This window comes from Ruegeria sp. BK1 (assembly GCF_056535645.1).
The window spans coordinates 916,255-938,334 of sequence record NZ_JBQFIS010000001.1; the positions used below are offsets into that span (position 1 = coordinate 916,255).

General features: G+C 57.6%; 21 protein-coding genes and 3 tRNA genes. 9 read left to right on the forward strand and 15 right to left on the reverse strand.

The window, feature by feature from the left end:
* Positions 1 to 38: 38 nt before the first annotated feature.
* Positions 39 to 113 (reverse strand) — tRNA-Val (locus ACR3E7_RS04500).
* 110 nt (positions 114 to 223) lie between these two features.
* Positions 224 to 961, reverse strand: coding sequence for a porin (locus ACR3E7_RS04505; RefSeq protein WP_480504391.1), 738 nt, complete (start codon positions 959 to 961; stop codon positions 224 to 226).
* Positions 962 to 1,301: 340 nt separating this feature from the next.
* Between ACR3E7_RS04505 and ACR3E7_RS04510 the strand changes: the two genes are divergently transcribed.
* The 3 genes from ACR3E7_RS04510 (at position 1,302) to uvrA (ending at position 4,536) form a co-directional block, all read left to right on the forward strand.
* A tRNA-Asp gene (locus ACR3E7_RS04510) sits at positions 1,302 to 1,378 on the forward strand.
* A gap of 45 nt (positions 1,379 to 1,423) precedes the next feature.
* A tRNA-Asp gene (locus ACR3E7_RS04515) sits at positions 1,424 to 1,500 on the forward strand.
* Positions 1,501 to 1,677: 177 nt separating this feature from the next.
* Positions 1,678 to 4,536: an excinuclease ABC subunit UvrA gene (gene uvrA / locus ACR3E7_RS04520; RefSeq protein ID WP_480504390.1), complete on the forward strand. Its 2,859-nt coding sequence runs from the start codon at positions 1,678 to 1,680 to the stop codon at positions 4,534 to 4,536.
* Between the two features lie 2 nt (positions 4,537 to 4,538).
* Here the strand turns inward: uvrA and ACR3E7_RS04525 are convergent, their stop codons facing one another.
* The 6 genes from ACR3E7_RS04525 to ACR3E7_RS04550 all read right to left on the reverse strand — a co-directional run bounded on the left by ACR3E7_RS04525 (position 4,539) and on the right by ACR3E7_RS04550 (position 10,049).
* Complete coding sequence (locus ACR3E7_RS04525) at positions 4,539 to 5,195, reverse strand: site-2 protease family protein (protein ID WP_480504389.1); 657 nt, start codon at positions 5,193 to 5,195, stop codon at positions 4,539 to 4,541.
* 80 nt (positions 5,196 to 5,275) lie between these two features.
* Positions 5,276 to 5,668 (reverse strand): hypothetical protein, encoded by a 393-nt coding sequence (locus ACR3E7_RS04530; protein WP_480504388.1) that lies wholly within the window; start codon positions 5,666 to 5,668, stop codon positions 5,276 to 5,278.
* 95 nt (positions 5,669 to 5,763) lie between these two features.
* Complete coding sequence (gene mmsB, locus ACR3E7_RS04535; protein WP_170791081.1) at positions 5,764 to 6,636, reverse strand: 3-hydroxyisobutyrate dehydrogenase; 873 nt, start codon at positions 6,634 to 6,636, stop codon at positions 5,764 to 5,766.
* A 3-nt stretch (positions 6,637 to 6,639) separates the two neighbouring features.
* A complete protein-coding gene (locus ACR3E7_RS04540; RefSeq protein ID WP_480504387.1) occupies positions 6,640 to 7,680 on the reverse strand; it encodes an enoyl-CoA hydratase/isomerase family protein in 1,041 nt (346 codons plus the stop codon).
* A gap of 7 nt (positions 7,681 to 7,687) precedes the next feature.
* Positions 7,688 to 8,830 carry an acyl-CoA dehydrogenase family protein gene (locus ACR3E7_RS04545; RefSeq protein WP_170791078.1) on the reverse strand — a complete coding sequence of 381 codons (1,143 nt, stop codon included), beginning with the start codon at positions 8,828 to 8,830 and terminating at the stop codon, positions 7,688 to 7,690.
* Positions 8,831 to 8,933: 103 nt separating this feature from the next.
* Positions 8,934 to 10,049, reverse strand: a complete 1,116-nt coding sequence (locus tag ACR3E7_RS04550; RefSeq protein ID WP_480504386.1) for a carboxylate-amine ligase — start codon at positions 10,047 to 10,049, stop codon at positions 8,934 to 8,936.
* Between the two features lie 130 nt (positions 10,050 to 10,179).
* Here ACR3E7_RS04550 and ACR3E7_RS04555 point away from each other — a divergent pair, with 130 nt between their 5' ends.
* On the forward strand, positions 10,180 to 11,031 hold the full coding sequence (locus ACR3E7_RS04555; protein WP_480504385.1) for a class I SAM-dependent methyltransferase: 852 nt from the start codon (positions 10,180 to 10,182) through the stop codon (positions 11,029 to 11,031).
* A gap of 70 nt (positions 11,032 to 11,101) precedes the next feature.
* Positions 11,102 to 11,578: a fasciclin domain-containing protein gene (locus ACR3E7_RS04560; RefSeq protein WP_170786627.1), complete on the forward strand. Its 477-nt coding sequence runs from the start codon at positions 11,102 to 11,104 to the stop codon at positions 11,576 to 11,578.
* A gap of 53 nt (positions 11,579 to 11,631) precedes the next feature.
* Here the strand turns inward: ACR3E7_RS04560 and ACR3E7_RS04565 are convergent, their stop codons facing one another.
* On the reverse strand, positions 11,632 to 12,231 hold the full coding sequence (locus tag ACR3E7_RS04565; RefSeq protein ID WP_480504384.1) for a L,D-transpeptidase: 600 nt from the start codon (positions 12,229 to 12,231) through the stop codon (positions 11,632 to 11,634).
* 183 nt (positions 12,232 to 12,414) lie between these two features.
* Positions 12,415 to 13,914: a CoA-acylating methylmalonate-semialdehyde dehydrogenase gene (locus tag ACR3E7_RS04570; protein WP_480504383.1), complete on the reverse strand. Its 1,500-nt coding sequence runs from the start codon at positions 13,912 to 13,914 to the stop codon at positions 12,415 to 12,417.
* Between the two features lie 103 nt (positions 13,915 to 14,017).
* Between ACR3E7_RS04570 and ACR3E7_RS04575 the strand changes: the two genes are divergently transcribed.
* The 3 genes from ACR3E7_RS04575 to coaD all read left to right on the forward strand — a co-directional run bounded on the left by ACR3E7_RS04575 (position 14,018) and on the right by coaD (position 15,995).
* The gene (locus ACR3E7_RS04575; protein ID WP_480504382.1) at positions 14,018 to 14,920 is read left to right on the forward strand and encodes a LysR family transcriptional regulator; all 903 of its coding nucleotides are present in this window, start codon (positions 14,018 to 14,020) and stop codon (positions 14,918 to 14,920) included.
* 60 nt (positions 14,921 to 14,980) lie between these two features.
* Positions 14,981 to 15,418, forward strand: a complete 438-nt coding sequence (locus tag ACR3E7_RS04580; RefSeq protein ID WP_170786633.1) for a CBS domain-containing protein — start codon at positions 14,981 to 14,983, stop codon at positions 15,416 to 15,418.
* An 85-nt stretch (positions 15,419 to 15,503) separates the two neighbouring features.
* The gene (gene coaD, locus ACR3E7_RS04585; protein ID WP_170769646.1) at positions 15,504 to 15,995 is read left to right on the forward strand and encodes a pantetheine-phosphate adenylyltransferase; all 492 of its coding nucleotides are present in this window, start codon (positions 15,504 to 15,506) and stop codon (positions 15,993 to 15,995) included.
* Here coaD and gap (ACR3E7_RS04590) read toward each other — a convergent pair.
* From gap (ACR3E7_RS04590) to gap (ACR3E7_RS04600), 3 genes are all read right to left on the reverse strand, one after another.
* Positions 15,987 to 16,991 carry a type I glyceraldehyde-3-phosphate dehydrogenase gene (gap, locus tag ACR3E7_RS04590; protein ID WP_480504381.1) on the reverse strand — a complete coding sequence of 335 codons (1,005 nt, stop codon included), beginning with the start codon at positions 16,989 to 16,991 and terminating at the stop codon, positions 15,987 to 15,989. The two genes, coaD and gap (ACR3E7_RS04590), sit on opposite strands and share 9 nt — an antisense overlap.
* 83 nt (positions 16,992 to 17,074) lie before the next feature.
* Complete coding sequence (locus ACR3E7_RS04595; RefSeq protein WP_170791063.1) at positions 17,075 to 17,218, reverse strand: hypothetical protein; 144 nt, start codon at positions 17,216 to 17,218, stop codon at positions 17,075 to 17,077.
* Positions 17,219 to 17,289: 71 nt separating this feature from the next.
* Positions 17,290 to 18,291, reverse strand: coding sequence for a type I glyceraldehyde-3-phosphate dehydrogenase (gene gap, locus ACR3E7_RS04600; protein ID WP_480504380.1), 1,002 nt, complete (start codon positions 18,289 to 18,291; stop codon positions 17,290 to 17,292).
* A gap of 182 nt (positions 18,292 to 18,473) precedes the next feature.
* Here gap (ACR3E7_RS04600) and ACR3E7_RS04605 point away from each other — a divergent pair, with 182 nt between their 5' ends.
* Entirely contained in the window at positions 18,474 to 19,412 is a 939-nt protein-coding gene (locus tag ACR3E7_RS04605; protein WP_170791058.1) for a DUF808 domain-containing protein, read from the forward strand.
* Positions 19,413 to 19,455: 43 nt separating this feature from the next.
* Here the strand turns inward: ACR3E7_RS04605 and ACR3E7_RS04610 are convergent, their stop codons facing one another.
* Together ACR3E7_RS04610 and tkt are read right to left on the reverse strand one after the other, a co-directional pair.
* Entirely contained in the window at positions 19,456 to 19,806 is a 351-nt protein-coding gene (locus ACR3E7_RS04610; protein ID WP_170769651.1) for a hypothetical protein, read from the reverse strand.
* Between the two features lie 166 nt (positions 19,807 to 19,972).
* A complete protein-coding gene (gene tkt, locus ACR3E7_RS04615) occupies positions 19,973 to 21,994 on the reverse strand; it encodes a transketolase (protein ID WP_480504379.1) in 2,022 nt (673 codons plus the stop codon).
* Positions 21,995 to 22,080: the final 86 nt, after the last annotated feature.

The following is a 22,080-nucleotide window of genomic DNA, read 5'->3' on the forward strand; positions in this document are numbered from 1 at the left end:
AATTGGGACGCAAGGAACCACCAAGTTTTAGGGGAAAATGGTGGGTGATAAGAGATTTGAACTCCTGACATCTTCGATGTGAACGAAGCGCTCTACCACTGAGCTAATCACCCGTAAGGCGGCGTCTTACAGTGAGTCTTGGCCCGCCGCAAGAGCCGGGATTCGTTTTTCTAACCCCGGCACCAAAGTCCCCCCGGAGGCGCGCCCCGAGAGGAAAATGTCCTCATAGACCCGGCAAACCTGGCAGTCTGGACAGAACGCCACGCTGACCGAAGGTGGTGCCGCGTTCGTTGCCAAAGTTCACACGGACGCCGAAGCTGACATATGCTTCGTTTTCGCTACCGGACACCAATGGGGACGAAATATGGGCAACACCGACATTGCCGTAGACTTCGGCATTGTCCGCAGCCGCATAAGAGGCGCCAATAGCAAACAGGTTGTAGTCCAGTGCACCTGCAAAGTTGTCAACGATGTCAAAGCTCGCGTTCAGTTCCCATGCATCAGCCAATTCGGTTTTTGCCGAAATACCAAATAGCATGCCATCCAGATCCGAGGCATTTGTCAGATCTTGCCGCCCAAGATAACCTTCGATCTCTGCGGGTCCGGCATCAAATCCGGCTTCCAGACCGTAGAATTCGAAATCGGCATCGTCCAGGTCTTCCTGGCCGTAAAACAGGCCGAAAGACGCGTTGTTGGCGGTGTGCCAGTTGCCGTGCAAGGTCCAGTTCGTTGCGGTCTCGCTTAGGTCCTGAAATCGCTGGACGCCAAGATCTAGCTGTGTGCTGAATGCGCGGTTAAATGCCAATTCTCCAGAACCGTTCAGGTTGTAGGCGTCACCGAAGTCGGTGTCTGTGAACGTAGAATAATCCAGATTCAAATATCCGCCGGAAAATTCGACAGCTTGTGCTGCACCAGTCAGGGTTGCTGCTGACAAAGCGCTGCTAATAAACAACTTTTTCACGTTTATGCTCCGTTTTCTTTTCGTTGTGCAATAGGGTCTTGTTGAGACCTTCTGAGCAATTGCGGACTTAATCGGGCTAGAGCGGAAAGTGTATCTGGCACAGTTGAATTAGGTGCGATGTGGCGAAGCTGACACAGTTTTTGGTTGTGGCGAAAACACCTGCTGCTTGATCCACTTGCGTTGTTGGCTGATCTACTGTCAAGACCGGTGATGACACGTTGATCCGAGATCTTCGGCGAAGGTAAAATTCCCGAATTCGGAAAAAACTTCAAAACGCCGCTTGACGCTGCCCGAGCGGAGCCATAATACACCCCAACGTTCAGCAACGAACGTGCAGCGGGCGGTTGTAGCTCAGTTGGTTAGAGTACCGGCCTGTCACGCCGGGGGTCGCGGGTTCGAGCCCCGTCAACCGCGCCATCGCTGCACTCCTTGGTCCAGGTTAAAGGCCGTAAAAATAGATGCGCGGTTGTAGCTCAGTTGGTTAGAGTACCGGCCTGTCACGCCGGGGGTCGCGGGTTCGAGCCCCGTCAACCGCGCCATTTATTTCTCAAATCTCAGTCAGAACTTTGAACATTCAGCACATTGCGCGCCGACGCACATGTTTTGTCAGGAGTGATCGGCAATAATCCGTAAGTTCACACTTTGTTCTAATTTTTCTGTTGGAGACTCAGTGCTGCTCGCCTATTTCTAGGTCACTTGCGTGTAGGGGGCCAAGAATGGCTGAGCTGAAGAATATCGAGGTGCGCGGCGCGCGCGAACATAACCTCAAAAGCATTGATGTGGATATTCCGCGGGATCAGCTTGTGGTGATCACGGGGCTATCTGGTTCGGGCAAGTCGTCGCTGGCCTTTGATACGATCTATGCCGAGGGTCAGCGTCGCTATGTCGAAAGCCTGTCGGCTTATGCGCGGCAGTTTCTGGACATGATGGAAAAGCCCGATGTGGATCACATCAGTGGGCTGTCTCCAGCGATCTCGATTGAACAGAAGACGACGTCGAAAAACCCGCGCTCGACCGTGGGGACCGTGACCGAGATCTACGACTATCTACGCCTTTTGTTTGCCCGCGCAGGTACGCCCTTTAGCCCCGCCACCGGCCAGCCGATTGAGGCGCAACAGGTGCAAGACATGGTCGACCGGATCATGACGATGGAGGAGGGCACGCGCGGCTACTTGCTGGCCCCCATCGTGCGCGACCGGAAGGGGGAATATAAGAAAGAGTTCCTTGAACTGCGCAAACAAGGTTTTCAACGTGTCAAAGTGGATGGCGAGTTCTATGAGCTCGATACCCCGCCCACTTTAGACAAGAAATTCCGCCATGACATCGACGTGGTCGTAGACCGCCTTGTTGTGCGTGAAGGGATGGAGACTCGGCTGGCCGACAGCCTGCGCACCGCTTTAGATTTGGCGGATGGCATCGCGATTCTGGAAACCGCCCCGAAGGAGGGCGACCCGGAACGTATCACCTTCAGCGAGAATTTTGCCTGCCCAGTCAGCGGCTTCACCATCCCCGAGATCGAACCACGCCTGTTTTCTTTCAACGCGCCATTTGGGGCGTGCCCGGATTGCGACGGGTTAGGGGTCGAGCTGTTCTTTGACGAACGCCTCGTGGTGCCGGACCAGACGCTCAAACTGTATGACGGTGCCTTGGCCCCGTGGCGCAAGGGTAAGTCGCCATATTTTTTGCAAACCATCGAAGCCATTGCGCGGCATTTTGAGTTCGACAAGAACACCCCGTGGAAAGACCTTCCCGCCAAGGTGCAACAGGTATTCCTGCGCGGCTCTGGTGATGATGAAATCCAGTTCCGTTATGATGAGGGCGGGCGAGTCTATCAGGTGACACGCAGCTTTGAGGGCGTTATTCCGAATATGGAACGCCGCTATCGCGAAACCGACAGCGCCTGGATTCGGGAAGAATTCGAGCGTTATCAGAACAACCGTCCTTGCGGGGCCTGCGAAGGCTACCGTCTGCGACCCGAAGCTTTGGCCGTCAAGATCGCGGGTCTGCATGTGGGGCAGGTGGTTCAGATGTCGATCCGTGAGGCCTTGGCTTGGGTTGAGGACGCCCCGAACCATCTGAGCGTACAGAAGAATGAGATTGCTCGGGCGATTCTGAAAGAGATTCGCGAGCGCCTCGGATTCCTGAATAATGTCGGTTTGGAATATCTTACGCTGTCTCGTTCTAGTGGCACGTTGTCCGGTGGCGAAAGCCAGCGTATCCGGTTGGCCAGCCAGATTGGGTCGGGCCTGACGGGCGTGTTATATGTGTTGGACGAGCCTTCGATCGGGTTACATCAGCGGGATAATGACCGGCTGCTGGGGACGCTCAAGAATCTGCGCGATCAGGGCAATACGGTGATCGTGGTCGAACATGACGAAGAAGCGATCCGCGAGGCTGATTACGTGTTCGATATTGGCCCCGGTGCCGGTGTGCATGGCGGACAGGTGGTCAGCCATGGAACGCCAGAGCATATCGCGGCCGATGCGGCCTCGATGACCGGGCAATACCTGTCGGGCACGCGAGAGATTGCTGTGCCGACTGACCGGCGCAAAGGGAACAAGAAAAAGCTGAAGGTCGTCAAAGCCACCGGGAATAACCTGAAAAACGTCACGGCAGAATTTCCGCTGGGTAAGTTCGTTTGTGTGACCGGTGTATCGGGCGGCGGCAAGTCGACTTTGACGATTGAGACACTGTTCAAAACCGCCTCGATGCGATTGAACGGCGCGCGGCAGACGCCTGCGCCCTGTGAGACGATCAAGGGTCTGGAGCATCTGGACAAGGTGATCGACATTGACCAACGCCCAATTGGGAGGACTCCGCGTTCGAATCCAGCAACTTACACCGGAGCTTTCACTCCGATCCGCGACTGGTTTGCCGGTCTGCCGGAAGCCAAGGCGCGAGGGTACAAGCCGGGGCGGTTTAGCTTTAATGTCAAGGGCGGCCGGTGCGAGGCGTGTCAGGGTGACGGCGTCATCAAGATCGAGATGCACTTTCTGCCTGACGTCTATGTCACCTGCGAAACCTGCAAGGGTGCGCGCTACAATCGCGAAACATTGGAGATCAAATTCAAGGGCAAGTCCATCGCCGATGTCCTTGATATGACTGTAGAAGACGCGCAGGAGTTCTTTAAGGCCGTGCCTTCAATCCGCGATAAGATGGACGCACTGGCGCGTGTTGGGCTGGGCTATATCAAGGTTGGGCAGCAGGCCACGACCTTGTCCGGGGGCGAGGCGCAGCGGGTGAAATTGTCTAAGGAATTGTCCAAACGCTCGACTGGGCGGACGCTGTATATTCTGGATGAACCAACGACGGGTCTGCATTTCGAAGACGTGCGCAAGCTGTTGGAAGTGCTCCATGAATTGGTCGATCAGGGCAATACGGTCGTTGTGATCGAGCACAATCTGGATGTGGTAAAAACCGCTGACCATATTATCGACATCGGCCCCGAAGGTGGCGATGGCGGTGGTGAGATCGTCGCCACCGGCACGCCCGAAGACGTGGCCGCCGTCGAGCGCAGCCATACTGGGCGATACCTGAATCAGATGCTGAACTCTGAACAGGTCGCGGCGGAATAGCGTCAATACTGCGCGTATCGCACCATATGCCAGTGGCGCAGTAATGGTGGGAAGAAAAGAAACACAAAGCCGAAATTCACATAGGCAAACACCATCATCGGCAGCCACATGACGACGCCAATCAGTCCGACAAATCCGGCAATGCGGGTCGCTGTTACGGGTTTCACCATGCGGTTCAGCATTGCGTGGAACAGCCGTCCACCATCCAGCGGCATCAATGGCAGCATGTTGAAAATCGCCAGCCACAGGTTCAATTGTGCGGTCACGACCAAAACCCACCCCAGCGCGGGAGAGGAAACGAAGGGCTCGACCAGTGAACACACCGCCCAAAGGGTCAGGTTCATTATTGGCCCCATGGCCACGATCAACTCATCCTCGTACGACGAGGTCGAGCGGCGATGTTCGCAAAATCCGCCACCGCAATAAAGGACGACGCGGTTGACGGGGACGCCCTGGATCAAACAACCCCAAGCGTGCCCGAGTTCGTGCAGCAGGATCGAGCCCAGCAAAATACCCACGAATCCAAGCGCATAGGGCAGGGTCCCGGGGTCGAAGTTGAATCCGACGATGATCAGAACCAGTAAAATCAGGCTCTGGTTCAATTGAATGGGTACGTTCCACGGGCCGCGGAACTCAAAAATCGCACCGTCACTAAACATATTCAATCCTCGCAATAACGAGAATCGTGATGACGCAGAATTGCGTCAAAAATTGGGTGCTATCGTTGAGGTTGTGTGACCTAGTTCAGAATGTCGACGACCGAGCCGATCAAGTTCAGCACTTTGCGCGTTTCGGGGTCGACCCGGTAAACGTAATCGCCAGCTCGGATATACGAACCGCGATCTAGACCATAACGGTAAGGGTCATTGATCCAGCGGTAGTCGTTATTGATGAACTCGCCGTTGCGATACAGTTTTTTGGCCTGGCCAGGCGGAACGCAAGGTACGTTTTTCTTGGCCAGACCCGGTGGGCAATGGCCACCCTTGTTCTTGACCTGAATCACAGGTTGCGAAGGGATGCGAAAAACGTTGTCCGTAGTCTTGCCGTTGCCTTTACCATTGCCTGCCATCACCGCCGCAGGAGCGGCCACCAGAGTGGAAACTGTTAACAAAACTGCCAAAACGCGTGACATCGTGATCTCCGACACAAAACTGCTCTGACTCGATAGATGGCGGTCCGAAGGTCGGCGGTCAACCCCGCGGGCAGATACCCGCCCACGGGATAATATCATCCGCGTCCGCGTTTTTCGAACCGGGGCAGCATGGCAGAAAAGTCCTTGCCCAGCCCGTTCTCGGCCTCGACAAACTGCTCATAAAGCGCAGTGGCCGCCTGTCCCATCGGAGTATCAGCATCCGAGCTTTCGGCCGCTTGCTGGCTGAGGCGCAGGTCCTTGAGCATCAGTTCCGCCGCAAAGCCCGGTTGGTAATCGTTGTCCGCCGGGCTGGCAGGTCCTACACCGGGCGCGGGGCAATAAGCGTTCATCGTCCAACTATAGCCCGAGGACGTGCTGACCACGTCGAACATCTTTTGCCGGTCCAGACCCAGCTTGTCAGCCAGCGCAAACGCCTCGCAGGTGGCGATCATAGTGACGCCGAGGATCATGTTGTTGCAGATCTTGGCGGCCTGACCGGCACCAGAGCCACCGCAATGCACGGCCTTTTGCCCCATGATGTCGAACAGTGGGGCGGCCTTGGCGAAGGCCTCCTCAATGCCACCTGCCATAAAGGTCAGGGTTCCGGCGGCGGCACCGCCAATCCCTCCGGACACGGGTGCATCCACGGCCAAGACGCCAACTTGAGCGGCTTGGTCTGCGACTGCGCGGGCACTGTCCACATCTACGGTCGAGCAATCCACCCAGACCGCGCCCGAATCCATTGCGGGCAAGATCTGGTCAGCGACAGCACGCAGTATCTGGCCGTTGGGCAGCATGGTGATGACGATCTCGGCACCGACGGCGGCTTCAGCCCCCGAAGCGGCCATAACTACGCCTGGAACGTCTACGTCTGCCATGTCAAAGCCTGCAACCTCGTGCCCGGCCTTGGACAAATTGGCAGCCATCGGATTGCCCATATTCCCAAGGCCGATAAACCCGATCTTCATTCCTCAATCCTCCTCGAATGTCAGCGTATTGCTGCCCAGTGGTTGTAGCACCCGCGACACTTCGACAATGGGGACAGTCCGGTCTTGGTGCTTCCAGCGGGGTGTGCGGTCCTTGTCGATAATCTGTGCACGGATACCTTCCAGAAAATCTCCGTGCTCGCTTGCGCGGTAGGTAAAGCGGAATTCATGTTCCAGCGCTTTCCGAATGGTCAGGTTAGGCCCGCGCAGCCGGTGCAGCATTTCGATACAGCAGGCCATGGAAAGGGGCGAACCTCGGTTCACCATTTTCAATGCGCTCGCCGCAAAATCCGTGTCTGACGCGGTCAGGGTGTTGAGGATGTCCTGCAACCCTTCACCATCAAAAAGCATGTTGATCTGGTCTTGCAGCGCGGCCAGTTTGCCGTCAGGGGCGTCTTGGGCATGGGCGGCCAGCAGGCTTGCGTCGCCCGAGGCTTCGAGCATGTCGATCAGGTCAGCCCATTGCGCGGTCGGGATGTAGTGATCGGCGAATCCGGCGAAAATCGCGTCGGCGGGGCCCATACGGTGGCCGGTTATGCCCAGATATTCGCCCACCCGACCGGGGGCCAGCGCAAGCATCAGCGAACTGCCCACATCCGGCACCAGACCGATGCCGCATTCGGGCAGGGCGATCTGGCTGCTTTCGCCCACGACGCGATGACTGCCGTGACATCCGATCCCAACGCCGCCGCCCATGGTAAATCCTTGCAGGAAACTGACGACCGGTTTGGGGTATTCGAAGATCAGCGCATTCAGGCGGTATTCACCCCGCCAGAACGTCTGACCATATGCGAAATCGCCCTTGGTGCCGGTTTCGTAAAGCTCGGCAATGTCGCCTCCGGCGCAAAAGGCTTTGTCGCCCTCGGCGTCAAAGATGATCAGATCCACCGCATCATCCTCGCGCCAGTTGCGGAGCGCCGCGTCGATGGCCATGCACATGTCATAGCTGAGCGCGTTCAGGGCCTTGGGCCTGGTCAGAGTGATCCGTCCGGCGCGGCCCGCTGTTCGAATGTCGATATCAGCCATGGCGCCCTCAGCGATTGGCCAGCATCTGGCGCGACACGATCACGCGCATAATTTCATTCGTTCCTTCCAGGATTTGATGCACGCGCAAGTCGCGGACCAGTTTCTCGATACCGTAGTCTGCAAGGTAGCCATAGCCGCCATGCAGTTGCAGGCACTGATCCACCACTTTCGATCCGGTCTCGGTCACGAATTTCTTGGCCATGGCGCAGAACTTGGTGGCATCGGGCGCGCCCTGATCCAGTTTCCACGCAGCTTGGCGCAAAAATGTGCGCGCGGCCTGCAACTCGATCTCCATATCGGCCAGACGGAATTGCAGCGCCTGAAACTGGTCGATGGACTGACCGAAGGCTTGCCGCTCGGACATATATTGCAGCGTCATATTCAGCCCCGCTTGCGCGGCCCCTAACGAGCATGAGGCGATGTTAAGCCGTCCGCCATCTAGGCCCATCATCGCGTATTTGAACCCGTCGCCTTCGACACCAACAAGGTTTTCGGCCGGGATTTTGCAATCGTCGAACTGCACCTGCGCCGTGGGTTGGCTTTTCCATCCCATCTTCTGCTCCAAAGCGCCGAAGGACAGGCCGGGGGCGCCGTCCTCGACATAGACCGTTGAAATCCCCTTGGGACCGTCCTGTCCCGTGCGCACCATGCAGACATAGGCGTCGGAATAACCACCTCCTGAGATGAACGCCTTGGTCCCGTTCAGCAGGTATCCTTCATTGCTGCGGTCCGCGCGGGTTTTCAGCGCAGCAGCATCCGAGCCCGAGCCCGGTTCGGTCAGGCAATAGCTGAGAACGGTATTCAGGCTGAGAACATCGGGCATGATACGTGCTTTAAGCGCATCCCCGGCGAAACTGTCCAACATCTTCGCGCACATGTTGTGAATCGAAAGAAACGCCGCGACGGACGGGCAGGCCATTGACAACGCCTCGAACACCATTGTGGCATCCAGACGCGACAGGCCCGAACCTCCACTGTCTTCAGAGACGTAGAGGCCGCCGAATCCAAGCTCTCCGACACGTGGCCACAGGTCTTTGGGGATGGTCCCTTCAGCCTCCCACTGTCGAGCATAGGGGGCTATGTTCTTCTGCCCGAACTCATAGGCCATGTCGAAGATCGCAGTCTGCTCTTCGGTCAAAGCGAAATCCATGGCTTCCCTCCCACGCCGACGGATGAATTGAACGAGTGTTTATTTCCCAATCCTTACAGAAATTTTTCACAGCCAGCAATTCCCAGCATCTGTCTATTGGGGATTAAAGGTCGTGGTGAAATTCCTCGATCAGGTGTTGGACAACCGCTTTTCCCGGATCTTCGCCACGGGCGGATGCCTCGGCATAAACGCGTCGCTGACGTGTGGCCGATGTTCCGTACTGTGCGATTTGTTGCAACCGCGCCAGTTCGGTCATTGTACCAAGTGCCTCGGTGTCTTCGGCCAGTAGTCCCATCAGTTCGCCCATCAGTTCGGGCATGGGCTTGATCGAGCGGTCGCCAAAGTCGATCATGCCCTCGCCGACGCCATAGCGCTGTGCGCGCCAACGGTTTTCTCCGATCAGGAACTGGTCATAGTTGCGCCAACGCAGGTTTCGCGCTTTCAGGCGGCACAGCATTCGGGTCAGGGCCTGTACCATCGCCGCAAGAGACAGCGCGTGTTCAAGCCTCGGTTGCACATCCATGATCCGCGTCTCAAGCGTGGGGAAGCGGTGCGACGGCCTAAGGTCCCACCAGATTTTCGACGTATCCTCGATCACGCCAAGCTCTACCAGAATACCGGTGGTGCGCTCATATTCGTCCCAACTGGCCAAGGCTGGGGGCAACCCGGTGCGAGGAAGGTTGTCAAAGACCGTCAAACGGTACGAGGACAGCCCCGTATCCTCACCGTTCCAATAGGGGGATGAGGTGGACAAGGCCAGCAGATGAGGCAGGAAGTAGGCCAGTTGCGGCATCAGATCAGCACGCAGGGCAGGGTCTTGAACCCCGATATGGACATGCATCCCACAGATCAGCATTCGCCTCGCCACGCCGCCCAAGGCATGTTGCAGCGCGTCATAGCGTTCCTTGCGCGTGTGGTGCTGCTTCTTCCAGTCGGCAAACGGATGGCACGACACCGCAATTGGTGCGAGGTTGTAGTCTGCCGCGCGTTTGGCCACGCAGGACCGTAGGCGTTTCAGGTCCTCTCGTGCGGCGGCGATAGTGGCATGGGGGCGGGTGCCGACCTCGATCTGACATTGCAGGAATTCGGGGCTGACCTGGCCTTTGAAGTCGGTCTGGCAAGCTTCCATCAACGCCTCGGGCGCTTCGGCAAGTTCGCATGTGTCGCGGTTGACCAGAAGATACTCTTCCTCGATACCCAGCGTGTATTCTTGCTGCATGGTCGCCCTCGTCGGTTATTCAAAACAGTGAATACGGAAATGATCGTCTTGCCAAGTGTTTGGCTTGCGAAGCCCCCGGCGCCGGCGATAAGAACCCTTCAGTCAACAGTCCAAACCCCGGAGCGTTCGCGTGAAACCCAGGAAATTCCGAAAAATCAACGACGCCCTTGAGGAACTTGGGGTTAAACTTATCGACAAAGCCCCCGAAAATGACGAACGCGCCCGCCTTGAAGCGTTTGAGAGGGCAGGAGGCTTGACTCGACCCGCCTATGCCTTGTCGCCGGGGATGAAGGAGTTCGATATTGCGCCGCTGGCGGCCGAATATGGCGAACATGCCGATGCGCTGGCCGCAATGAAGGACCCGGCGCGCAGTCAAACCGGCTATCGGATTGGCAATGGCTATTATGATAGCCCCGATGCCGATGCCTTGTACCTGATGATCCGTCGGTTCAAACCTCGAAGGGTGATTGAGGTCGGCTGCGGCAACTCAACGCGCGTGACCCGGCAAGCGATCATCGACGGCGGGCTCAAGACGCAGATCACCGCGATTGACCCCTATCCGCGTGCAGACATCGCCCATGTGGTGGATCATTTCGAACAGAAACGGCTGGAAGAGGTCGACCCCGCGCTGTTCGATCAGTTGGAGGCGGGCGACATCCTGTTCATCGATTCCAGCCACGTCGTACGCATAAGCAATGACGTCGCACACCTGTTCTGTCGCATCATTCCTGCATTGAAACCCGGTGTCGTGATCCATGTGCACGATGTTTTTTTGCCCTACGAATATCCCAAGCGATTCTTCTATGACTGCCCCGGTTGGGGCGAGCAGTACATGCTGCACGCTTTGCTGCAATCTGGCGCGTTTTCAATGCTTTGGCCGGGGTATTACCTGCAACAGGATCGTCCTGATGCGGTCGAGTCTTTGCCGTTCCTGGGCGATGGTCGTGCGCAAAGTATCTGGGTGCAGATCAAAGAAAATTGAACTCAAAGTGATCCGCTGCGGCTGAGGCCCCGTACCCCTTTCGATAACACGCTGGAGAGGAGATACAGCCATGTTCCGCCAAACACTGATGGGTGCCGCTGCCGCACTTGCCCTGACACTGCCGGTCAAGGCGCAAGCCGCCGACATCGTGGACACCGCCGTTTCGGCCGGGTCGTTCGAAACGCTTGTTGCCGCTGTTCAGGCTGCTGGTCTGGTCGACACGTTGAAAGGTGACGGCCCGTTCACCGTATTCGCCCCCACAGATGAGGCATTTGCCGCCTTGCCCGAAGGCACAGTAGAAACGCTTCTGCTGCCCGAGAATAAGGATCAACTGGTCGAAATTCTGACCTATCACGTGGTCCCGGCCAAGGTTATGTCCGGTGACATTGCTGGTAAGCGCGCAAAGGTTCTGACGGTCCAAGGTGATCGACTGAGCGTCAACGCCAAGCGCGGGGTTAAAGTCAACGACGCCGAAGTCATTCAGGCGGACATTGAAACCAGCAACGGTGTGATCCATGTTGTCGACGCAGTCATTCTGCCGGAATAACGCTCTTCTAAGTCATGAAAAAACCCCGGTCCTTGCGGCCGGGGTTTTGTGTTTCAAACCAGTCGAACTTGGGTTCCAACCTGGACGAGGGGATAGAGCTCCTCGACATGCTGATTGTAGAGCCCGATACAGCCGGACGAGCTTTGACGTCCAATCTTTCGGGTATCATGGGTACCGTGGACCAGATAGGCAGGCCAGCCAAGATACATAGCCCGCGTGCCCAGCGGATTGCCCGGCTCACCGCCTTCCATGCGGATCGGCAGATCAGGATCACGCTCGCGCATCGACGCGGTCGGTGTCCAGCTTGGGTTTTCGCGTTTGCGTACAACCTCGGTATAGCCGCGTTTTGTCAGATCTTCGCTCATGGGGACTGAGCTCGGATACAGTTTGTAGGTCCCGTCTGGACCCCAGTAATGCACCGCGCGGCTGGTGATGTCGGCCAACAGGGCACCCACACCCAGCTCATCAAAATGGTCCTGCCAGTTCTGCTGCGAGAAGGACGAAACGTTACGGCGCACCGGAAGCTGCGTGCTGATCGCGTCTTCGTTCTGCGGGAATGCGTCAGAGCTTTGGGCGCGCACAAGGGCAGGGGTGGCCAACAGGGACGCTGCCCCCAACAAGGCAGAGCGACGGGTCAAGCGGGAATTGGACAATTTGGCCTCCGGTTCAGGAACTGCTCGGTCTGTATTTTGTCGATAAAATATTGGCGATCGATGCACATTTCCAGACATCTTGGCCTGAATTTATCGTGAAATCGGCGCTTCGGCCTGAATTCGGCAGACCGTTGCCGAAAAAAACCGGCCCCCGAAGGGGCCGATTCAAAAACTACGTGGCATTTAATCCATGGCTTTGAAGTTAAATTCGCCGCCTTCTTTGATACCCGAGGGCCAGCGCGCGGTGACCGTTTTGGTCCGGGTATAGAATTTGAAGCTGTCCGGGCCGTGCTGGTTCAAGTCGCCAAACATGGATTTTTTCCAGCCGCCAAAGGTGTGATAGGCCAGCGGAACTGGGATCGGAACGTTGACGCCCACCATACCGATGTTCACACGGCTGGCGAAGTCGCGGGCGGTATCACCGTCACGGGTGAAGATCGCGGTGCCGTTGCCATATTCATGGTCCATCGCCAGTTTCAGCGCTTCTTCATAAGATCCCGCGCGAACGGTCGACAGAACCGGACCAAAGATCTCTTGCTTGTAGATGTCCATATCCGGGGTCACGCGGTCGAACAGGTGCGGGCCGACAAAGAAGCCGTCCTCATACCCCTGCAGGCTGAAGTCGCGGTTGTCGACGACCAGTTCTGCGCCTTGTTCAATGCCTGAGTTGATCAGGCCCAGAATACGCTCTTTCGCGGCTCCGGTGACGACGGGGCCCATGTCCACGTCATCGCCTGCGGTATAGGGGCCGACCTTCAGCTTTTCGATGCGCGGCACCAGCTTTTCGATCAGCGCATCGGCGGTTTCCTCACCCACAGGAACGGCGACCGAAACTGCCATGCAGCGTTCGCCAGCCGCACCAAACCCGGCACCGACCAGCGCGTCAGCGGCCTGATCCATATCCGCGTCGGGCATGACGATCATGTGGTTCTTGGCACCGCCAAAGCACTGCGCGCGTTTGCCATTCGCTGTGGCGCGGGAATAGATGTACTGCGCAATCGGGGTCGACCCCACGAAAGAGACGCCCTGAATGATCTCGCTGTCCAGCAAAGTATCCACGGCCTCTTTGTCGCCATTGACCACCTGGAACACGCCCTTGGGCAGACCAGCCTCGACAAACAGTTCCGCCAGCATCAGCGGGACCGAGGGGTCACGTTCGGACGGTTTCAGAACCACGGCATTGCCGCAGGCCAGCGCCGGGCCCACGTGCCACAGCGGCATCATGGCGGGGAAATTGAACGGCATGATCGAGGCCACAACGCCCAGCGGTTGGCGCATGGAATACATGTCGATGCCGGGGCCTGCGCTGTCGGTGTATTCGCCCTTCAGCATCTGTGGTGCGCCGATGCAATATTCGATCACTTCCAAACCACGCTGAAGGTCGCCTTTGGCGTCAGGGATGGTCTTACCGTGCTCGCGGCTGAGCGCCTCGGCCAGCTTGTCCATGTCGCGGTTCATCAGGCCAACCATGGCCATCATCACCCGCGCGCGTTTCTGCGGGTTAGTGGCTCCCCACGCGGGTTGCGCAGCGGCGGCGCTTTCGATGGCAGCCGTGGTCTCGGCCACGCTGGCCATCGGGCATTTGTACTGAACTTCACCCGTAGCCGGGTTGAAGACGTCGTCAAAGCGACCAGACGTGCCGGACACGTTCTCGCCGTTGATGAAATGGGACAGTTCGGACATTGCGAATTCCTCCGTTATCTTTGCGCGCACAATAGGCTTGCAAAAATCGCGTGAACAGAGGCAATGTCTCAAATATGTTTTGCAAAAATGCAAAGAGTATGCGGTGACACCGAATTGGGATGATATGCGGGTGTTTCTGGCGGTTGCGCGCGAAGAAAGCCTGTCCGCCGCGGGTCGGCTACTTAAGATCGACCCCGCGACAGTGGGCAGACGGATTGCTCGGCTTGAGGCTTCGCTGAACGCGCCTTTGTTCACCAAATCTCAGCAAGGCTATGTTCTGACCTCAGCCGGAGAACGCCTGATGGATCACGGGTTAAAAGCGGAAGAGGCGATGCGCGCTGTAGCCGGGGCTATGGCGGGGTCGTCCAAAACGCTAAGTGGACAGATCAGGATCGGGGCCCCCGATGGTTGCGCCAACTACCTGTTGCCACAGGTTTGCGCGCAAATCTGCGATGCCAATCCCGATTTGGATATCCAGATCCTGGCCTTGCCCCGCGTTATCAACCTGTCCCGACGCGAGGCGGATATGGCTGTAACCGTCAGCGCGCCGACGGCAGGCCGGGTGCTGGTTCAGAAGATCACCGACTACCGATTGCATCTGGTAGCCAGTGACAAATACCTTTCCGCGCGGCCCGCGATCCCAACGCCCGAAGCACTGAAAGGGCATCGAATGATCGGTTATATCCCGGACATGATCTTCGACCGCGAACTCGATTACCTGGTCGATCTTGGGGTTGACCGTGTCGCACTTGCATCGAATTCCGTATCGGTCCAGTTGCGGCAGGTTGCCTTGGGCTCTGGGGTTTGTGTGGCCCACGATTTCACGCTGCCATTCCATCCAAATCTGCGGAAAATCCTGACGGATCATGTCAGTCTGACCCGGAGTTTTCATCTGGTCCGACATCAAGGGGATCAACGAAACGAGCGCCTGAACCGGTTTGCAACTGCGCTGACCGCTGGAATTCGTGACGAAGTGGCGCGGCTGGAAGCGGCAGCTTCATCTTGACACATTCAAACATTCCGGCAACGCTTTGGAAAACAGCAAGTTATTTCGGAGGTTTCGCCTATGCTTGTTCAGGCCATTCTGAAATCCAAGGCCACCGAAGGGGTCATGACGGTTGCCCCGGACGTGACCGTGTCCGATGCGTCGAAAATTCTGGCAGAAAAGCGGATCGGTACGGTTGTGGTGTCCGAGGATGGCGGGAAATCCGCAGCAGGCATTCTGTCGGAACGCGATATCGTCCGTGAACTTGCGGCCAGCGGCAGCGGATGCCTCAGCAAACCGGTCAGCGCCTACATGACCAGCGATCTGGTAACGGCGACGCGTCAGGATTCGGTCCAAGACGTCCTGAGCCGCATGACTGAAGGACGGTTCCGTCACATGCCTATTGTCGAAGATGGCAAATTGATCGGCATCGTTACACTTGGGGATGTGGTCAAAGCGCAATTGTCCGAACTGGCAATGGAGAAAGAGGCGCTGGAAACCATGATAATGGGGCACTAATCGCCCCGATATCCACGCCAACCTATTGCACCTGCGGCAGAGTTGTGTTTGCTTGCGCAGAAATTTTGTTGCGCAGGAGGCGGCGATGAGGGTTGGATTATATCCCGGAACTTTTGATCCGATCACCTTGGGTCATATCGATATCATTCGTCGCGCATCCGCACTTGTGGACAAGCTGGTGATTGGGGTTGCGATCAACCGCGACAAGGGACCTTTGTTCACTTTGGAAGAACGCGTTGCCATGATCGAGGCTGAATGCGCGCATCTGACCGAGCAGACCGGCACGGAAATCGTTGCGCATCCCTTTGAAAACCTGCTGATTGATTGTGCCCGCGATGTTGGGGCTCAGATCATCGTGCGCGGCCTTCGGGCCGTTGCGGATTTCGAGTATGAATTCCAGATGGTCGGGATGAACCGCGCACTGGACAATTCGATTGAGACGGTCTTTCTGATGGCCGAGGCCCGCCATCAGGCGATCGCCTCGAAACTGGTTAAAGAGATTGCCCGTCTGGACGGGGACGTGTCGAAATTCGTCACGCCCCGTGTCGATGCGGCGTTGAAAGAGCGTTTAGGTTAACGCGCCCATAGCCGCTGCTGTATCCAGCATCCGGTTCGAGAAGCCCCATTCGTTATCATACCAGGCCAGCACCCGGACCAGAGTGCCGTCGGTTACCTTCGTCTCGGGCAGGGACACGGTCGAGCTGTGGGAATCGTGGTTAAAATCGACCGAGATCAGTGGGCGCTGTTCCGCCGCAAGTACGCCGGGGATCTTGGCTGCCGCTTCTACGAACAGGGCGTTGACCTCTTCCTCGGTAGTAGAGCGTGAGACTTCGACGACCAGATCGACAACCGACACGTTGGGCGTCGGCACTCGAATGGCCTGTCCGGTCAGTTTGCCTTGCAGTTGCGGCAGTACAAGACCCACGGCAGAGGCCGCTCCGGTTGTTGTCGGAATCATCGACAGAGCCGCGGCGCGGGACAGGTAGGGGTCTTTGCCAGCGGAATCGTGCACCGGTTGGCTGGCCGTATAGGCATGCACCGTCGTCATGTTGCCATGAACAATGCCAAGGCCCGCATCAAGGGCGGCAGCAACGGGTGATAGGCAGTTCGTGGTGCAAGACGCGTTCGACACAATGGTATCCTGAGCGGTCAACTCGTGATCGTTGACGCCGAATACGATCGTTTTCACGCCACCATCCCCACGGGCAGGGGCCGAGATCAGAACCTTCTTAGACCCATTTTCCAGATGACGGGCAGCAGCCTCGCGCGTGCGGAACACGCCGGTGCATTCCAGTACGACGTCCACATCGGACCAGTTCAGGTTTTCCGGGTCAAGCTCGCTGGTCAAACGTATGGGACCGGCGCCAACATCCATTCCGGCTTCAGACAGCGTCACTGGCTTGGAGTACCTGCCATGGACACTGTCAAACTCGAACAGATGCGCGTTCATCTCGGGCATGGCCAGGTCGTTTATGGCGACGATTTCAACATCGGTTCGGCCAGTCTCCATAACAGCACGCAACACGTTGCGTCCGATGCGTCCAAATCCGTTGATTGCCAGTTTGAGTGTCATGATCTGCTCCGTCCGTCTTTCGGCTTGCGTTCGAGTTAGCGCTAACAAAGCCAGAATGACGAAAAAGTCAAGCAAAACCTATGTCAGCGCCAGACGGCGATCCAATCCAGGAAGGCATAGAGTTTCTTGCCCAGAAACAGAAAATGCTCGGGCCCGAACAGGGCATAGTCTAGGCAGGCGGCCCCCAGAATCAAAAAACCCAGCCAGATAGCTATTTGATTGGTCATCGAGGCCCCGAACGAAAATGCCCGCCCAGATAACCTGAGCGGGCAAATATGTTCAAGAATTCAATGGCGTCTTAGTTAAGACGGCCCATCGCAACGGCGACATCCGCCATACGGACTGAGAAGGCCCATTCATTGTCATACCATGCCAACACGCGTACCATCCGGTCACTGACTACGCGGGTTTGATCCGGTGCGAAGATCGAGCTTTCTTCGGTGTGGTTGAAATCGGTCGAAACCAGCGGCGCGGGCTCATAGCCCAGAACGCGCTGCATATGACCCTGCGAAGCTTCACGCACGATAGCGTTGACCTCGTCAACAGTCACCTCGCGGCCGGCGCGGAAGGTCAGGTCCACTGCCGAGACATTCGGGGTCGGAACCCGGATTGCGGAGCCATCCAGACGACCTTTGAGGTTCGGCAGAACCTCACCCAGCGCCTTGGCAGCACCTGTCGAGGTTGGGATCATCGACATAGCGGCAGCGCGAGCGCGGTACAGGTCGCTGTGGCGGCGGTCCAGCGTGGGCTGGTCGCCGGTATAGGCGTGGATCGTGGTCATGATGCCATGCTCAATCCCGATGCCTTCGTCCAGAACCTTGGCAAGCGGAGCAAGGCAGTTTGTGGTGCAGGAGCCGTTTGAGACCATTTTGTCATCAGCAGCCAGGCTGTTGTGGTTCACGCCATAGACGATGGTTTTATCGACATTCTTGCCCGGAGCAGACAGCAGAACCTTTTGCGCGCCACGCTCAAGATGCGTCTTGGCTTTCAGGCCGTCATTGAACTTGCCGGTGCACTCCAGAACGACGTCGCAGCCTTCCCAGTCCAGCTCGTTCATGTCGTAGGTCGAGAACATCTCCATGGGGCCGCGGCCCAGATCCATGGTGTTGCCCTCGATCGAGACGTCGCGGGGGAAGCGCCCGTGGACGCTGTCATATTTCAGCAGATGCGCCGTGGTTTCTAGCGGGCCGGTTGCGTTGACCTTGATCACTTCGATGTCGTTGCGGGCCGATGCCGCGATATGCGACAGGGTGCAGCGGCCAATACGGCCAAAACCATTGATGCCGACCTTGATGGTCATCTAACGTCTCCAAAATGCGCTTGCGTTGCAGGCGATATAGCGGCCCTAACGCGTTCTCAAAAGAGTAAAAGTGACATATTTTTAACGTGTTAGCGCAAACCTTGGCCGGTATCGCTAACGCTTGCGCTAGCTGAAAGATCAGGTAGGGTCCACCTGCGGCTGGTTACAGGAAGGAACTAGGCATGAGCGGTCTTTTGGCATTGCTGGACGATGTTGCCGGAATTGCAAAAGTTGCGGCATCGTCGGTTGATGATGTTGTTGCAGCGGCTGGCAAGGCGGGGGCCAAAACGGCGGGCGTGATCATTGACGATGCAGCCGTGACGCCGAAATATGTGCAAGGTTTCGCCCCGGCGCGCGAGTTGCCGATCATCTGGCGCATCGCGCGCGGGTCGGTTTTCAACAAGATCGTGCTGCTGCTGCCCGTTGCGCTGTTGCTGGCTAATTTCGCGCCTTGGCTGATCACGCCTTTGCTGATGCTGGGCGGGTCTTATTTATGTTTCGAAGGGGCTGAGAAGATTTTCCATGTTCTCTTTCCCCATGGCAGCCATGCCATCGACGAGGATATGAAAATCCGAGATCCAGGCCATCTGGAAGAGCAGAAAGTCAAAGGTGCAATAAAGACCGATTTCATCTTGTCGGCCGAGATCATGACCATCGCGCTGGCCGCCATTGAGGCGCCGAACATCTGGATGCAGGCGGCGACGCTGGCTGTTGTCGGGATCGGCGTGACGGTTGCGGTCTATGGCTCGGTTGCGTTGATCGTGAAAATGGACGATGTGGGCCTGTTTCTGGCGCAGAACGCACCAACGCCGATCGGGCGCGGAACCGGGCGAGGCTTGGTCAAAGCCATGCCGATTGTGATGAAGCTGCTTTCAATCGTTGGGACCGCCGCAATGCTGTGGGTCGGCGGGTCGATCATCATCCACGGGCTCGAGGTTTTGGGCTTTGGCTGGCTGGGCCACCACATTCACGACTGGGCCTATGCGGTGGGCCATATGGTTTCAGCGCAATATGAAGGCGCGGCTGAGTGGATCGCCAAGGCAACTATGGACGGTGTGTTCGGATTAGCCTGGGGGCTGGCGTTAATCCCGGTGGCGACAAAGCTGCTCAAATCGCACTGATCTGGCCAATCCGCGCCGCCATAATGAGCGGCGCGGCATCGTGTCAGAAACCGTTGGTATTGCCTTCGACCACAACTCCCGACCCGTCGATCTTGCCGTCTTTGAACAAGGTTACGGCGACCCCGTCAATTTTCAATTCCCAGCAATTCTTGGGGTCTGTGCCGTATTGAAAGCACATGCCACTATCCGTTGCTTCCCACTTGCCCGTGTAGCCCTCGCCCTTGATGGTGCCATCAGCGGCGTAATATTCGGTAAACGCGCCCGACAGCATACCTCCGGCATAGGTGTGGCCCGCCATGGTTTTCTGAATCTCTTCCTTGCTGGCAAATTCAGCCGCAAAGGCTGGGGCGGCGGTGGCCATGACAACGGCGCAGAGGACGGCGTGGAGTTTCATATTTGGTCTTCCCTGTGACTGGTTGGTTTTGCCGCAGGTAATGCGTTTCAGTCGTGAGGATAGGGCAGGCGGGGTCACAATGACTCACCAACCTGTGACAGGAAACAGGTAGGAAAAAAGGCGACCACTGTGGTCGCCTTTTTTGTGATTTGATATGCGTTGCGGGTTAGCCAAGCAGGTCCTTGACCTTTGCAACGGTGGCTTCGGCAGTGATGCCGAAATGCTTATACAGCTCACCCGCGGGGGCCGACGCACCAAAACCCGACATGCCGATGAACCCAGCCTTGGCTTCACGGCCACGCTCGCCCAGTAGCCAGCGATCCCAGCCACCGGCGCGGACGGCGGCCTCGATGCCGACGCGGACGGCACCGGCGGGCAGCACGCGCTTGCGATAGGCTTCGTCCTGCTCGGCGAACAGCTCCATACAGGGCATGGAGACGACGCGGGTGCCGATGCCTTCGGCCTCAAGCATCGCTTTGGCTTCCATCGCCAGTGACACTTCCGAGCCGGTGGCAATCAGGATGGCCTGGCGTTTGCCTTCGGCCTCGGCCAGAACATAAGCGCCTTGTGCGGTCAGGTTCTTGGTTTTGTGATCCTTGCGCACGGTCGGCACGCCCTGACGGGTCAGCGACAGGACCGAGGGGCTTTCCTTGAAGGTCAGCGCCAGTTCCCATGCCTCAGCCGTTTCAACCGTGTCGGCGGGGCGGAACACATAGGTGTTGGGTGTCGCGCGGCTGATCGCCAGATGCTCGACCGGCTGGTGGGTCGGGCCATCTTCGCCCAGACCGATAGAATCGTGAGTCATCACGAAGACCGACGGGATTTTCATCAACGCGGCCAGGCGCATCGACGGACGCGCATAGTCGGTGAAGGCCATGAACGTGCCGCCATACGGGCGGATGCCACCATGCAGCGCCATGCCGTTCATCGCAGCGGCCATCCCGTGTTCGCGGATACCGTAGTGGATGTAACGGCCCTTGCGGTTTTCCGGCAGGAACACGCCCATATCCGCAGATTTGGTGTTGTTCGACCCTGTCAGGTCAGCCGAACCGCCAACGGTTTCGGTCATGATCGGGTTAACGACGTTCAGAACTTTTTCCGACGAGGCGCGGGTGGCCAGTTTCGGTTGGTCTTCCGAGGCTTGTTTCTTGAACGCGCGGATCGCGCCGGCCAGTTTCTTGGGCGCTTCAAACGCATATGCGCGGTTGAACTCGGCCTGCTTACGCTCGGACAGCTCGGCAAAGCGGGCCTCCCATGCGGTGCGCTCGGCGGCACCACGGGCACCGATGGCTTCCCAAGCCGATTTCACGTCGGCAGGGATTTCAAACGCGCCATGCGGCCAGCCATAGCCTTCTTTGGCGGCTTTTAGTTGATCCTGATCGGTCAGCGCGCCATGGCCTTTTGATGTATCCTGAGCCGCGTGACCCAGAGCAATGTGGCTTTCGCACGCGATCATGGTCGGTTTGTTCGACTTTTTCGCTTGCACGATGGCTGTGTCGATGGCTTGCGGGTCATGGCCGTCGATCTCGATCACATGCCAGCCCGAAGCCGCGAAACGGCGCACCTGATCGGTCCGGTCTGCGATGTCCACGGTGCCGTCGATGGTGATGTTGTTGTTGTCCCAGAAGACAATCAACTTGCTCAGCTCATGACGTCCGGCGAGGGTGATCGCCTCTTGGCTGACGCCTTCCATCAGGCAGCCGTCGCCCGCGATCACATATGTATAGTGATCAACGACCTTCTTGCCGTAGTGCGCGCGCTGGATTTCCTCGGCCATGGCAAAGCCCACAGCGTTCGAGATACCCTGACCCAGCGGGCCGGTGGTGGTCTCAATTCCATCGACCAGAAAGTTTTCCGGATGGCCTGCGGTTTTTGCGCCCAACTGGCGGAAGTTTTTGATCTCGTCCAGCGTGACGTCAGCGTGGCCGGTCAGATACAGCAGCGAATAGATCAGCATCGAACCATGGCCGGCCGACAGGATGAACCGGTCGCGGTCGGGCCAGTTCGGGGCCGAGGCGTCAAATTTCAGGTGCTTTTCGAACAGCACGGTCGCAACATCGGCCATGCCCATCGGCATGCCAGAATGGCCGGAATTGGCGGCGGCGACGGCGTCCAGGGTCAGGGTGCGGATGGCCGCAGCTTTGTCCCAATGTTCGGGGTTTGCATTGCGCAGCGCAGTCAGGTCCACGGGCGTTATTCCTTTGGATTACGGGCAGATTGCGCGCTGAATACCACTCAGCCCTCAAAGTGCAAGCAGAACCGGGGGTTACGCGG